The sequence below is a fragment of the Microbacterium sp. ZW CA_36 genome, from assembly GCF_044987475.1.
Classification (GTDB): domain Bacteria; phylum Actinomycetota; class Actinomycetes; order Actinomycetales; family Microbacteriaceae; genus Microbacterium.
The window spans coordinates 1-13,212 of sequence record NZ_JBJDRL010000085.1; the positions used below are offsets into that span (position 1 = coordinate 1).

The 13,212-nt window shown below is 71.1% G+C and carries 10 protein-coding genes and 2 pseudogenes; 8 read left to right on the forward strand and 4 right to left on the reverse strand.

The genetic code is table 11. The features are described from left to right. Nucleotides 1-1,008: pseudogene (locus ACI3KX_RS20380) on the forward strand (hypothetical protein); the annotation flags it as partial. Nucleotides 1,009-1,028: 20 nt separating this feature from the next. On the opposite strand, the gene ACI3KX_RS20385 reads toward ACI3KX_RS20380, so the two are convergent. Beyond that, the gene (locus ACI3KX_RS20385; RefSeq protein WP_363357989.1) at nucleotides 1,029-3,194 is read right to left on the reverse strand and encodes a L,D-transpeptidase family protein; all 2,166 of its coding nucleotides are present in this window, start codon (nucleotides 3,192-3,194) and stop codon (nucleotides 1,029-1,031) included. Between the two features lie 220 nt (nucleotides 3,195-3,414). Here ACI3KX_RS20385 and ACI3KX_RS20390 point away from each other — a divergent pair, with 220 nt between their 5' ends. The 7 genes from ACI3KX_RS20390 (at nucleotide 3,415) to ACI3KX_RS20420 (ending at nucleotide 10,618) form a co-directional block, all read left to right on the forward strand. After that, nucleotides 3,415-4,611 carry an ROK family transcriptional regulator gene (locus tag ACI3KX_RS20390; RefSeq protein ID WP_349426660.1) on the forward strand — a complete coding sequence of 399 codons (1,197 nt, stop codon included), beginning with the start codon at nucleotides 3,415-3,417 and terminating at the stop codon, nucleotides 4,609-4,611. A 139-nt stretch (nucleotides 4,612-4,750) separates the two neighbouring features. Then, nucleotides 4,751-6,085, forward strand: a complete 1,335-nt coding sequence (locus ACI3KX_RS20395) for an extracellular solute-binding protein (RefSeq protein WP_363357988.1) — start codon at nucleotides 4,751-4,753, stop codon at nucleotides 6,083-6,085. Between the two features lie 76 nt (nucleotides 6,086-6,161). Beyond that, nucleotides 6,162-7,142, forward strand: a complete 981-nt coding sequence (locus ACI3KX_RS20400; RefSeq protein ID WP_363357987.1) for a sugar ABC transporter permease — start codon at nucleotides 6,162-6,164, stop codon at nucleotides 7,140-7,142. After that, nucleotides 7,142-8,059, forward strand: a complete 918-nt coding sequence (locus ACI3KX_RS20405) for a carbohydrate ABC transporter permease (RefSeq protein ID WP_363357986.1) — start codon at nucleotides 7,142-7,144, stop codon at nucleotides 8,057-8,059. The genes ACI3KX_RS20400 and ACI3KX_RS20405 overlap by 1 nt, the downstream gene beginning before the upstream one ends. 43 nt (nucleotides 8,060-8,102) lie before the next feature. Next, nucleotides 8,103-9,077 carry an ROK family protein gene (locus ACI3KX_RS20410; RefSeq protein ID WP_363357985.1) on the forward strand — a complete coding sequence of 325 codons (975 nt, stop codon included), beginning with the start codon at nucleotides 8,103-8,105 and terminating at the stop codon, nucleotides 9,075-9,077. Beyond that, nucleotides 9,070-9,849, forward strand: a complete 780-nt coding sequence (locus tag ACI3KX_RS20415) for a glucosamine-6-phosphate deaminase (RefSeq protein ID WP_404910886.1) — start codon at nucleotides 9,070-9,072, stop codon at nucleotides 9,847-9,849. Before ACI3KX_RS20410 ends, ACI3KX_RS20415 begins: the two co-directional genes overlap by 8 nt. 16 nt (nucleotides 9,850-9,865) lie before the next feature. After that, nucleotides 9,866-10,618 (forward strand): hypothetical protein, encoded by a 753-nt coding sequence (locus ACI3KX_RS20420; RefSeq protein ID WP_404910887.1) that lies wholly within the window; start codon nucleotides 9,866-9,868, stop codon nucleotides 10,616-10,618. 132 nt (nucleotides 10,619-10,750) lie between these two features. On the opposite strand, the gene ACI3KX_RS20425 is transcribed toward ACI3KX_RS20420, so the two are convergent. The 3 genes and pseudogenes from ACI3KX_RS20425 to ACI3KX_RS20435 form a co-directional block, all read right to left on the reverse strand. Next, complete coding sequence (locus tag ACI3KX_RS20425) at nucleotides 10,751-12,142, reverse strand: FAD-binding oxidoreductase (RefSeq protein WP_404910888.1); 1,392 nt, start codon at nucleotides 12,140-12,142, stop codon at nucleotides 10,751-10,753. Next, the gene (locus tag ACI3KX_RS20430) at nucleotides 12,139-12,531 is read right to left on the reverse strand and encodes a YrdB family protein (protein ID WP_308868181.1); all 393 of its coding nucleotides are present in this window, start codon (nucleotides 12,529-12,531) and stop codon (nucleotides 12,139-12,141) included. Before ACI3KX_RS20430 ends, ACI3KX_RS20425 begins: the two co-directional genes overlap by 4 nt. A gap of 86 nt (nucleotides 12,532-12,617) precedes the next feature. Beyond that, nucleotides 12,618-13,212: pseudogene (locus ACI3KX_RS20435) on the reverse strand (hypothetical protein); the annotation flags it as partial.

Here is a 13,212-nt window from a genome sequence, read left to right on the forward strand (position 1 = left end):
CCGCTGGGCCTCGTCGACGAGCTGTGTGCGAGTCCCGGACCGGGCGGCCTGTGCGAGCGAGCCACTCAGGCGCTGCGGCAGCTGGAAGCAGCCGACGCGCGCCTGCGCGATCTCGCGAGCGGCGCACGCCGCGTCGCGGTCGGCAACGATGCTCTCGCCGCGGTCCTGCCGCGACTCGTGACCGGAATCGACGACTCCGCGGCGGGAGCGGGCGAGGTGGCGGCAGGGGCGACCTCGTCGAACGCCGGCGGCGCAGAGCTGGCCACAGGCGCCGCGGAGGTCGCGACCGGCGCCGCGCAGGTCGACGACGGCGCCGCCGAGCTGTCATCCGGCCTGGACGAGGCGTCCGGTCAGCTGCCCACCTACAGTGACGACGACATCGCGACGCTGTCGGCCGTCGTCGCCGAACCCGTGGTGGTGGACCAGGCGACGCCGGCCACCGGCATCCAATCCGTACCGCTCTTCACGATGATCGCGCTGTGGCTGGGAGCGCTCGTGACCGCCCTCGCCGTGCAGGCGGTGCCGACGAAACGACTCTTGAGCGGAACCGGCTCCGTCGCGATCGGGCTCCGCGCCGTCGTGCCGACGGTCGCGATCTGCGCGGCGCAGGGACTCGTGGTCGGCGCCGCCGTGCTGACCTCCGTGGGCGTGACCCCGCTCGAATGGATCGCCTTCGTCGGCGCGGCGATACTGTGCGGCGCGGTCTTCGGTCTCGCGAACCACGGGCTCGCTGCCGCGTTCGGGGGCCCCGGGCGCATCGTCGCAGTTCTCATCGCGATCATCGCGCTCGCCGCCGGACTCGCCTCGACCGTGCCGCCGGTGATCTCGCAGCTCGCCGCAGCCCTGCCGACGGCGGCAGCCACGGCATTGCTCCGCGGAGCGCTCACCGCCGACGCGGCCGGCGCGATCCCCGCGATCGTCGGGCTCGCGATCACCGCGATCGCGGGGCTCGGCCTGGTGATAGCCGGCGTCGCGGCGCGGCGCCGCGTTCCCGCGGACGCCGCCTGACCTCGCTCAGCCGCGACGGGTCACGCCTGGACGCGCACCTCGGTGCCGTTCGGCGCCCACGAGTAGAGGAACTCCGCCATGCCGAGGGACAGGTTCACGCAGCCGTGGCTCATCCGATTGCCGAAGTTGTTGTGCCAGTACGTGCCGTGGAAGCCCTGGTCGCCGTTGAAGTACATCACCCACGGCACGTCCTCGGTGCAGTAGCTGTTGACGGCGTTCGGGTTGTAGCAGAGAGCGCCCATGTCCTGCACCCGGACGTGCGAGTTGATGCGGAAGTTCCCGGTGTGTGTCGGGGTGGCTGCCGTGCCCGACGAGACGAGGAAGCTGTTGACCACCTGCCCGTTCTCGTAGATGTAGGTGCGCTGCTCGCTGAGGTCGACGACGATGTTGCGAGCCAGCGTGGTCGTGCTCACCGGCACCTCGTCGACGGGGAGCTTGAAGACCGCGTCGCCCGAGCCGAGCTGGCCGGCGTAGGCCGCCGCGACGCCCGTAGCGTCGCCGAGCTGACGCCCGGACTGACCCGCCGCCATCGTCTGGAGCACCTTGCCGCCGGTGTCGGTGATGACGACGGCGTTCTCGGGGGCGCGGTCCACCGCGGCCGCGAGCGTGTCGACGACGGGCTGGATGGCCGCGGGGTCGGCGGTGATGGCGAACTCGTCCCCCTTCGGGGCGATGGAGAGCCAGGATGCCGCGACCGCACGGTCGATCGGCACCGTGCGCTCGTCGCCCACGTAGAAGCCGGCCGTGTCGAGCATGCCGTTCAGCTGGGCCACGGTCGCGTCGGCGGTCTCCGTCGAGATGTCGGCCGGAACGGCGGCGGACACGGGGTCCACCTGGACCCGTGTCTGCCCGGCTTCGAACGCCGCCTGGATCGCGGCCTGGACGGTCGCGACGTCGATGCCCACACCCTCGACCGCGGGCGTGGCGACGTACGAGGCCGTGGCGGGGTCGAATGCCAAGGTCGCATCGACCGGGTCGGTGTACAGCTGCGGGGCCGCATCGCGCAGCGCGTCGGTCGCGGCCGCGGCCTCGAGCTCGATCTCCGCATCCGTCGTCGCGAACCACGCGGTCGGGTTCCACATCGGGTGGGCTGCGAAGGCGGCGTCCGCAAGGGCCTGCGCGTCCACGGTCGCGCCCAGCTCTGCGCCGGTGAGCTCGGCGTCCTCGCCCGAGCCGGTCAGTACGACCGTGGTCTCGGCGAGGCGCTGCTCGATGGCTTCGGCGGCGGCGCCCGGGGTGAGCCAGCCGACGGGCACTCCGGCGACGGCGGTGCCCGGTGCGATGAGCACGAGCGAAGAGACGACCAGTCCGACCACTGCGACGCCGGCGGCCGCACTGATCCAGAGGGCGGTGTGCTTCTTCTTCGCCTTCGGCTCCGCGGGCGCCCACGCGTACACCGAGCCATCGGCTGCCGTCTCGGTGGGCGTCGCGGCGGGGGAGGGCGCGGGTCCGGCGGGTGCGAGCACAGCGGTCGCCACTGCGACGGTCGCGAGGTCGGCACCGGAGTCTGCTTCGGCTTCGGCGTCGGCTTCCGCTTCGGCGTCGGCTTCGGCGACTGCCGCGTCCTCGGCGGCGAGGTCGGCTTCGAGCTCCGGCTCTGCGTCCTCCTCGGTGGCAGCGCGCTGCTCGGCTTCCGCTTCTTCATTGGCGTCAGCGTCGGTGTCGATGTCGTCGGCCTCGGCCACCTCGGCCTCGGGCTCGTCCACCTCGGCCTCGGCCTCGGCCACCTCGGCCTCGGGCTCGTCCACCCCGGCCTCGGGCTCGTCCACCTCGGCCTCGGCCTCGAGATCCTCCGCCTCGGCGGCGGCACCCGTCTCCTCGGCCTCAGCGACGGCATCCGTCTCCTGCGCCTCGGCGGCGGCACCCGTCTCCTCGGCCTCAGCGACGGCATCCGTCTCCTGCGCCTCGGCGGCGGCATCCGTCTCCTGCGCCTCGGCGACGGCATCCGTCTCCTGCGCCTCGGTGCTGTCCGCCTCGACTGCGGCGGGGTCCTCGGACCCGGCTGCGGGCGCGACAACGTCCTCGGTCACGACATCCGACTGAGTCACGGCATCCTTCTCGTCCATGGCAGGCGACGGCGCGGAATCGGCCGTTGCCGTCGCCTCGCTGTCGACGTCCTGCTCGCCCTCGAGGGCGTCGTCCGCAGACGCCTCTTCGGCATGCGGCTGGGTCGCCAGATCTCTCACGCCACACCCCCGACTGTGATCAACGCTTCCCCTTATGGTAAGGGACGCGAACCCCCCGAACGGTCACGGCCTCATCACGGATGAATCGCCGGTCACAGCCGGAAATGGACCAGGCCTGCGGTGGCCGCTCATGTCCGGTAGGTCACGGTTTTGTAAAGCATCCGCGCAAATAGGCGTCACGGACTTGCGCAAAGCGGGTTCGTAAGGTCTACTAACAAACATGCCCAACACGGAAGCGCAGCGCGGCCCTTCCCTTGCCGACGCGCCGCACAGCACCGCGAACGCTCGCGCCTTCGTCCCCGGCCGCACGCTGCGGCAGGGGACCAAAGTACTCCCCGAGCACGCCCGCGGCCACAACCGCGCGCTCGTGCTCCAGACCCTGTTCCATCAGGGGGCGATGAGCCGGGCCGACCTCTCCCGGGAGACGGGCCTCACCCGCGTCACCATCTCCGACCTGGTCGGCGAGCTCATCGCCGACGGCTTCGTCGCCGAGATGGGCGTGCGCGAGGCGTCCGGTCCGGGGAAGCCCGCGATCCTGGTCGACCTCGATCACGCCGGGCATCGCATCGTCGGGCTCGACCTCTCCGGCAGCGACACCTTCATCGGCGCCGTGCTGACGCTCGACGGCAGCATCGTCGCGCGTCGCGAAGTCGCGCTCCCCGCCGACGAGGACGTCGTCGCCACGGTCGTCGAGCTGGCGCGTGCGCTCGTCGCCGACTCGCACGCCCCCGTGCTCGGCATCGGCGTCGGGACGCCCGGTGTGGTCGACGACCAGGGTGTGATCCTCACGGCGCCGAACTTCGGCTGGGCCGGCTTCGATCTCGAGGGTGCGCTGCGCAGCGCGCTCGGGGTTCCTGTCCTGGTCGCCAACGACGCCAACGCCGCCGTACTCGCCGAGTACACGTTCGGCGGCGCCCCCGACGACGTGCTGCTGGTCAAGGTCGGGCGAGGCGTCGGCTCGGGGCTGCTGCTGGCCGGTCAGCCCATGCGCGGCAGCCGCTTCGCCGCGGGTGAGATCGGCCACGTCACCGTCGGCACCGACGGCGGCCCGCAGTGCGCGTGCGGCAAGGTCGGATGCCTCGAGGCGTGGCTGTCGGTGCCGTCGCTGACGTCGCGGCTGAGCGCGGCATCCGATCCCGAAGCGTACGAGGGCATCCTGCGCGACGCGGGGGAGCGGCTGGGCATCGCGCTCGCTCCCGTCGTCGGTGCGCTGGACGTCTCTGAGATCGTGCTCTCCGGTCCCCCTGAACTTCTCGGCGGCTCCCTCGCGGAGCAAGCCGTCGAGACCCTCCGTGCGCGCACGCTCGCGCCGTCCGTGGACGAAGGCGTGCGAGTGCGGATGACGGAGCAAGGCCAGGACATCGTCCTGCGCGGCGCAGCCGTCATGGTCCTGTCAGGACAACTCGGGGTGTCCTGACACAGCGCTGTCCCCCCGGAGGCTCCGCACGGAGCCCCGGTCCCACCCTCCGGGTCACACACCCCGGAAGCCCCGGTTCCCCCCCGGATGGGTCACCCGGCCCACCCGAACACCAAGAGAACACACGAAGGAAGACACCATGAAGAAGACGCTTGGAGCCGTGGCGCTCATCGGCGCCTCGGCACTGGTGCTCGCCGGCTGCGCCGGCGGGACCACCCCCGGTGGATCGGACGACGCCTCGGGGTTCGACCCCGACGGCGCCAAGGACCAGGACATCACGTTCTGGGTCATGGGCGGAGACACCCCCGATGAGCTGCGCGAGTACCTGAAGGACGCGTACAGCGAGGCGACCGGCGGCACCCTCACGATCGAGGAGCAGTCCTGGGGCGACGCGCTGACCAAGCTGGCCAACCAGCTGCCCGACGCGAAGAACACCCCCGACGTGACCGAGATCGGCAACACCTGGTCGCCGACGTTCACCACCTCGGGCGCGTTCAGCGACCTGAGCGAGATCTACGACGACCTCGGCGGGTCCGACCTGCTCCAGTCGTTCGTCGACGTCGGCACGGTCGACGGTGCGCAGTACGCGCTGCCGTACTACTTCGGCTCGCGCTACATCACCTACCGCAAGGACATCTGGGAGGCCGCGGGCCTCGAGGTGCCCACGACCCTCGAAGAGTTCAACGAGGACGTCAAGACGCTGCGCACGGCCGACCAGTCGGGCTTCTACATCGGCGGCGAGGACTGGCGCAACGGCGTCTCGTGGATCTTCGCGAACGGCGGCGAGCTCGCCACGAAGGACGGCGACACCTGGGTCTCGACGCTGAGCGACGAGAAGACCATCACCGGCCTCGAGCAGTTCCAGGACCTGTTCACGAACGCCTCCAACGCTCCGGCGACCGAGGATGACAGCACGCCGTGGGTCAACATCAACAACGACAAGAACGGCAACCCGCCGACGGCCGCCACGATCATCGCACCCGGCTGGGCGCACTGGTCGATCGGTGACTTCGTCGAGGAGAAGACCGCTGACGACGGCACCGTGTCCGAGGTCCGCGAGTGGAACGACGACACCTTCGGCGTCTTCCCGCTCCCGGGAACGACCGCGGGCGAGGCGGCTCCCGTCTTCGCCGGCGGCTCGAACATCGGCATCTCGGCCAAGAGCGAGAAGCAGGCGGGCGCCAAGGAGCTGATGCGCATCATCTTCTCCGACGAGTACCAGCAGATGCTCGGCGAGAACGGCCTCGGCCCCGCGAACACGAAGTTCGTCGACTCGCTGGGCGACGACATCTTCGCCACGGCGCTCATCGACTCGGCGCTGAACTCGAAGCTCACCCCGGCCGCGCCGGGCTGGGCGGCGGTCGAGGGCCAGAAGATCCTCGAGGAGTTCTTCGGCAAGGTCGCAGCGGGCGGCGACATCCCGGAGCTGGCCGCGGAGTACGACGAGAAGATCGACGCCATCATCAACGGCTGAGACCTGCACCACTGCCGGGGTCGCGGACACGCGTCCGCGACCCCGGTCCCCTGCGATACCCCTGAAGGAGGCGGGCATGGCGGTTCCTGCCCCCACCACACTGAAAGCGTCCGGCAAGCGCGGCGCCGGCCGCGACGCCGACACCGAAGCATCCGTCGGCGGCCGACGCCGCTCACCCGTTCCCTACGCCCTGCTCATCCCCGCGATCGCGATCCTGCTGTTCGGCATGGGCTATCCCGTCGTGTGGCAGGTCATCACGTCCTTCCAGAAGTACGGCGCGCTGCAGCAGCTCGGCGGCAAGGCCCCCGACTTCGTCGGACTCGAGAACTACATCGCGGTCGCCACGAGCCCCACCTTCTGGGAGGTCGCGGTGCGCTCGGTGATCTTCTGCCTGGTCACGGCGCTGATCACGGTCGTCATCGGCATGGGGCTCGCCCTCCTGATGACCCGCGTCCCGTCGGGCGTGCGCATCACCCTGCAGATCGCGCTGCTGCTGGCCTGGGCCATGCCGGTCGTCGCGGCGATGACGGTGTGGATCTGGCTCTTCGACCGCCGTCGCGGCGTCGTCAACTACCTCCTCGACCTCATTCCGGGCGTCGACATGAACCAGTTCAACTGGATCGGCGGCGAGCCGTTCGTCTTCTTCATCGTCGCGTCGATCATCGTGACGTGGATGTCAGTGCCCTTCGTCGCCTTCTCGGCCTACGCCGGACTCACTCAGGTATCGACGGAGATGGTCGAGGCCAGCCAGCTCGACGGCGCGACCGGCTGGCAGCGTCTGCAGTACATCGTGCTGCCGATCATCCGCCCGGTGCTCATGATCGTGCTGCTGCTCAACCTCATCTGGGATCTGCGCGTCTTCACGCAGATCACGATGCTGCAGGACGCCGGCTCGAACTCGAGCGACTACGACCTGCTGGGCACGTACATCTACAAGATGGGCGTCGCCGGCCTCAACTTCGGTCAGGGTGCGGCGATGGCGATCTTCGTCCTCGCGCTCACGATCGTCCTCAGCTGGTTCTACATCCGCAGTCTCTTGAAGGAGGACCAGGTCTGATGTCCGCGTCCGCACAACTCGCGCCTACGCAGGCGCCGCCCCGGTCCGGATCCGCCCGCCCCTCGGCGCCCGCCCCGAAGCGCCGCCGGCGCGGTTCCGCCGCGACCTGGGGCTGGAGCATCCTGGCGATCCTCGTCGCGCTGATCTGGGTGTTCCCGGTCTACTGGATGTTCAACTCGTCGATGCTCTCGTCGGCGACGCTGGAGTCCTTCACGCCGACCTTCGTCCCGTTCGGCGGCTCGTTCGCGAACTACCGCGGCGTGATCGACGGCTCGTTCTTCAGCGCGCTGGGCATCAGCCTCTCGGTCACGATCATCGCGGTGTTCTGCTGCCTGCTGTTCGCCTTCCTCGCCTCGGTGGCGATCAGCCGGTTCCGCTTCCGCGGCCGTCTCTCGTTCATCCTCGCGATCCTCGTCATCCAGATGCTGCCGGCCGAGGGCCTGTTCATCGCGCAGTACAAGATGATGAGCGAGCTGGGGCTGCTCTCGAACATCTTCGGCCTCAGCCTGCTGTACATCGCGGCCGTCGTGCCGTTCACCGTGTGGATGCTGCGCGGCTTCGTGGTCGGCGTCCCCGCCGAGCTCGAAGAGGCGGCGATGGTCGACGGCCTCAGCCGCACCCAGGCGTTCATGCGCATCACCCTGCCGCTGCTCGCGCCCGGGCTCGTCGCCTCCGGCGTCTTCGCCTTCCTGCAGTGCTGGAACGAGTTCACCGTCGCCCTCGTGATCATGAACGCCGAGAACCAGACACTGCCGCTGTGGCTGCGCGGCTTCGTGCAGCAGAGCTCGAGCCGGGCGATCGACTGGGGCGAGGTGATGGCGGCTTCCACCATCGTCGCGATCCCGGTGATCGTGTTCTTCGTGATCGTCCAGGGCCGCATGACCAGCGGACTCGTCGCGGGGGCGGTCAAGGGCTGATGCGCGCGCACGACGACGCGGCCTTCCGTGGGGAGGCCGGCCGATGAAGGTCGGGCTGGACGTGGGCGGCACCAAGACGGACGCCGTCGCGGTCGACTCCGCAGGAGCGATCGCCGGCCGCATCCGCATGGCCACCGGCTGGGGTCCGGATGCCGTGGCCCAGACGGTCGTGGACGCCGTGCGCGCCCTCGGGGCCGAAGCCGGTGTGGACCTCTCGGCCGTGCGGTCGGTCGGGGTCGGCATCCCGGGGCAGATCGAGCCGGGCACGGGTCGCGTGGTGCACGCGGTGAACCTCGGCGTCGACGAGCTCGACCTCGCGACCATGGTGGCGCCGCAGCTGCGGCTCGTCACCCCGCGACTGGGCGGGCCGGTGCAGGTCGAGAACGATGTGAAGGCCGCCGCACTCGGCGCTCATGCGCTGCACACGGGCAACGGCTCGCCCGCGCCGGGGTCGATGGCCTACCTCAATCTGGGCACCGGCATCGCCGCGGGTATCGTGTCGGACGGCGTGCTGTGGCGCGGCGCGCGAGGCACCGCCGGCGAGGTCGGCCACATCTCCGTGGACCCGAGCGGCCCGCTCTGCCGGTGCGGTCAGCGCGGCTGCATCGAGGCCTTCGCAGGCGGCGGCGCGATCGCCGAGCGGTGGGCGAAGCGCTCGGCCCTGCCGGTGCGTGACGTCTTCGACGCCGCGGACGAGGGCGATCCGTCGGCGCTCCAGCTGCGTGCCGGATTGGCCCGCGGCGTCGCGGCGGCGGTGCGGGTACTGGTGCTGACGGCCGACGTCGATATCGTGGTGCTCGGAGGGGGTGTGACGGCCTTGGGCGATCGACTGATGACGGATGTCGCAGCCGAGCTGTCGGCCAGCGCCGAGGCATCCCCGTTCATGCGCTCGCTGCATCTGACCGAACGGGTCGAGCTGCTGCCGCCGGGGTCTCCGGCCGCGGCGCTCGGCGCGGCTCTGGTGGGTGCGGACGGCGACGCCGCACACGACGCCGAGGAGGCACTGGTTCATGGCTGAGATCGTCATCGTCCGAGACAAGGCGGCGGCCGGGGCGCTCGTCGCCGACCACATCGCCGGTCGGCTGCGCGCGAACCCCGAGACCGTCCTCGGGCTCGCGACCGGATCGACGCCACTGCCCGTCTACGAGGCGCTGCGCACGCGGCTGGAGGGCGTCGACGTGTCGCGCGTGCGCGGGTTCGCGCTCGACGAGTACGTCGGCATCGACCCGGCGCACCCCGAGAGCTATCGCTCGGTCATCACCCGCGAGGTCGTCGAGCCGCTCGGGCTCGACCCGTCGCGCATCCGCACGCCGGACGGCACCCCCGAGGGCATCGAGCATCACGGCGAGGAGTACGAGGCCGCCATCCGCGAGGCGGGCGGCATCGACCTCCAGATCCTCGGCATCGGCACCGACGGTCACATCGGCTTCAACGAGCCCGGCTCGTCGTTCGCCTCGCACACGCGCGTGAAGACGCTGACCGAGCAGACCCGCCGTGACAACGCGCGCTTCTTCGCGTCGGTCGACGACGTGCCCATGCACTGCATCACGCAGGGCCTCGGCACCATCCTCCGTGCGCGGCACCTCGTGCTGCTGGCGTTCGGCGAGGGCAAGGCGGCGGCGGTCGCGGGCGCCGTCGAGGGCCCACTGTCGGCGTCGCTGCCGGGCTCAGCGATCCAGCTGCATCCGCGTGCGACAGTGGTCGTCGACGAGGCGGCCGCAGCGCAGCTCACCCGCGCGGACTACTACCGCTACGCCTACGACAACAAGCCCGACTGGCAGGGCATCTGAGTCCTAGGCTGACAGCATGACGGATGCCGCCGACGGCGTGACGGCCCCTCCACCCGTTCCACGAGGCACCGGTGGCGCGTCGCACGTCGCCCCATACCGCGCAGACGCGCCCCCCGCGCGAGCCGACGGGTTGCCGCGCACCCTCATGCTCGGCGGCGTGCTCCTCATCGTGAGCGCCGTCGCCGCGTTCGCGGCGCCGAACGCATTCGCGGCGAGTCTGCCGTTCCACACCGTCCTCTACTGGGGTTCGATCGCCGCGTTCTCGACGAGCGTGCTCGTCTTCGCGTTCGGCGTGGGCCGCGGCGGCAGCATCGTCGCGCGACGTCCGCTGGGCGTGACGGCGGCGCTCGTCCTCGCGCTGTGGCCCTTCGCGGAGCGCGTGCTGACGTGGGCGATGCCTTTCGATGAGGCCACGACGGAGTTCTATCAGGTCTGGGGCTACATCTCGCTGACCGCGAAGGTTTCGGCGGCGGTCGTGCTCGTGGTGCAGATCGCGCGCGCCGGGGTCGTGACCGGACGATTGCGCTGGGCACCCGCGTGGGCGCTCGCAGCCGTCGTCGTGCCGCAGATCCTCGCCCAGGTGCTGGCGATCGCGATGGGGATCGACCAGAGCAGGACCGAGGTCGATGGGCTGATCCTGCTCTTCGGGCTAGGACAGCTCGCGTCGTTCGCGGCGCCGGTGACCCTCGGCATCCTCGCCATCGTCCTCGCGCAGCGTCGCCCGGCACCCTCCGGCGACCCCGTCCAGGTGTTCCCTCCCGCCGCCTGACCGTTCCCTCGGGTCCGCTGGCCCGTGCCGAAATCAGGTGATTTGGCCGGGGTAGGACGTTTCCGCGCGAATTCTCCTACCTCCGCGAAATCACCTGATCTGGCGACGTGGGTCAGGGGGGTCAGGCGGGGGTCAGGCGGCGAACACCTTGCCGGGGTTGAGGATGCCCTGCGGGTCGAAGACGCGCGCGATCTGCCGCTGCAGCTCCCACTGATCGTCGCCCAGCTCGTCGGCGAGCCAACGGCGCTTCAGCACACCGACCCCGTGCTCTCCGGTGAGCGTGCCGCCGAGGCGCAGCGCGGCGCGGAAGAGGTCGTCGGCGGCCGCCCAGACATGCTCGGGCGCCTCGATCACTCCGGACTCGTCCGGCTCGCCGGCGAAGATGAAGTTCGGGTGCAGGTTGCCGTCGCCGGCATGGGCGACGGTCGGGATGACCATCCCGTGCTCGCGCTCGACGCGCGCGATCTCGTCGAACATGGCGGGGAGGGCGCTGCGGGGCACCGAGACGTCTTCGATGAGCGCCGTGCCGAGCGACTCCATGGCCGGATGCATCGACCGTCGGATCGTGAGCAGCCGCTCGCCCTCTTCACGGTCGTGAGAGAGGGCGACGTTGCCGCCGGCTATGCGCAGGACCGCCGCGATCGCGTCGGCCTCCGCTGCCGCAGCGGGCCCGTCGGTCTGGATCGTGAGCTGGGCGGCCCCCGCCGTGGGCGGGTCGAGCGAGAGGAGCGCGTGCACGGCCGCGAGGGACGCGGCATCCATCAGCTCCATGATCGCCGGCTGCGCACCCGATGCGGTGACGGCGGCGGATGCCTCGGCCGCCGTCCGTACGTCGGGGAAGGTGGCCGCGATCGTGCAGACCTCGCCGGGCACGAGGCGACGGAGCTTGAGCGTGGCGCCGACCACGACGCCGAGAGTCCCCTCGGAGCCGATGACGAGCGAGGTCAGGTCGAGGCCGGTCACGCCCTTGACGGTGCGGTGGCCGAGCCGCAGCAGGCGCCCGTCCGCGAGCACGAGGTCGACACCGAGTACGGCGTCGCGCACGACGCCGTACTTGGCGCAGAGCAGGCCGCCGGCACCCGTGGCGATGTTGCCTCCGACGGTGGAGATCGCGCGGCTCGCGGGGTCGGGTGCCCACCACAGCCCGAGCGGTTCGAGAGCGGCGTTGAGGTCGGCGTTCAGGATGCCGGGCTCGACGACGGCGAGCAGATCATCGGGGCGCACCTCGAGGATGCGGTCCATCCCGCGCACCGAGAGGGCGATCTCACCCTGTCCCGCGTTGGCGCCGCCCGCGAGGCCGGTGCCGGCGCCGCGCGTGACGACGGGGGTGCTGGTGCGGGTTGCGATGCGGAGGGTCTGCTGGACGTCTTCGACACTGCGCGCGTGGACGACGGCGATGGGCTGACCGGATGCCGCGTGCCCCGACTTGTCGGCGCGCGCGGCGGCGAGCGACTCCGGCACAGTGTCGACTCGGTCTCCGAGTTCCGCGCTCAGGAGAGCGAGCGCGTCCGCGCCCGGGTTCACGACAGACGCCGGCGACCGGCGATGACCCCCGCGGTGACCGCGACGACGCCGAAGGCGAGCCCGATCCAGGCGTTGCCCATCGACCACCACGCGATCGTCGCCGACGCGTACACGAGCAGCTCGACGATCGCACGCACGAACGGGTGCACCGCGAACACGGCCCGCGGCGACACGAACAGAGCCCACAGCAGGATGGCGACGGCAGGCGCCGCGATACCCGCCACGATGTTCCACGGGAACGGCCACATCGTGAAGCCCCACAGTGCGAGCGTGCCGAAGGCGAAGATCTCGCACACGAACGCGACCAGGTCGATCGCCGAGAGCGGCGCGCGGGTTCCCGGCGCCGGTTCGGCGGGCGGTGCGGGCGTGACGTTCGGCGTGTCGGACATGGCCTCCAGTCTACGGCGGAGGCTCGGGCGCAGCCGCCTCGGGCGCTGCCCCGCGACGCGGGGATCGCGCCGTGCAGACGGTGGGGCTACGGCGCGACCGAGGTCCCAGCGCCCGCGGGCGTCGAGGCGGCTGCAGGTCCGGCATCCGTGTCGGAATCCACAGCGGCAGCCGGCGCGTGGGCCAGTGCTGCCGACGCGGTCGGCGCGGCGGGCGTCGAACCCGCGGGACGGCCACCGCGAGCGGGCCTGACCTCGAGGTCCAGTACGGCGGCCGTGCCGTACGGATGCGCCGAGCTGTTCACCGTTCCAGAGGAGTTCGGCTTGCCGTTCTCCGCGCCGTTCCCCTCACCGGTGTTGCCGCCGTTGCCGTTGCCGGTGCCGGTGTTGCTGCCGTTGCCGTTGCCAGTGTTGCCGCCGTTGCCGTTGCCGGTGTTGCTGCCGTTGCCGTTGCCGGTGTTGCCGCCGTTGCCGTTGCCGGTGCCGTTCGGGGGGGTGCCGTTTCCGGTGGTTCCGCCGTTCCCGGTGGTGCCGCCGTTGCCGCTGCCCGTGCCGTTCGTGGGGGTGCCGTTCTCGCCCGGGTTCCCATTGCCGGCGCCGTTGCCGGCGCCGCCGTTGCCGGCGCCGCCGCTGCCGGTGTTGCCGTTGCCGGCGCCGCTGCCCTCTTCCGGGGGCGTTCCGGTG

Coding starts and splice junctions, on each gene's coding strand:
- ACI3KX_RS20390 (WP_349426660.1), top strand. CDS start 3,415: ATGCCCAACACGGAAGCGCAGCGCGGCCCTTCCCTTGCCGACGCGCCG.
- ACI3KX_RS20395 (WP_363357988.1), top strand. CDS start 4,751: ATGAAGAAGACGCTTGGAGCCGTGGCGCTCATCGGCGCCTCGGCACTG.
- ACI3KX_RS20400 (WP_363357987.1), top strand. CDS start 6,162: ATGGCGGTTCCTGCCCCCACCACACTGAAAGCGTCCGGCAAGCGCGGC.
- ACI3KX_RS20405 (WP_363357986.1), top strand. CDS start 7,142: ATGTCCGCGTCCGCACAACTCGCGCCTACGCAGGCGCCGCCCCGGTCC.
- ACI3KX_RS20410 (WP_363357985.1), top strand. CDS start 8,103: ATGAAGGTCGGGCTGGACGTGGGCGGCACCAAGACGGACGCCGTCGCG.
- ACI3KX_RS20415 (WP_404910886.1), top strand. CDS start 9,070: ATGGCTGAGATCGTCATCGTCCGAGACAAGGCGGCGGCCGGGGCGCTC.
- ACI3KX_RS20420 (WP_404910887.1), top strand. CDS start 9,866: ATGACGGATGCCGCCGACGGCGTGACGGCCCCTCCACCCGTTCCACGA.
- ACI3KX_RS20430 (WP_308868181.1), bottom strand. CDS start 12,531: ATGTCCGACACGCCGAACGTCACGCCCGCACCGCCCGCCGAACCGGCG.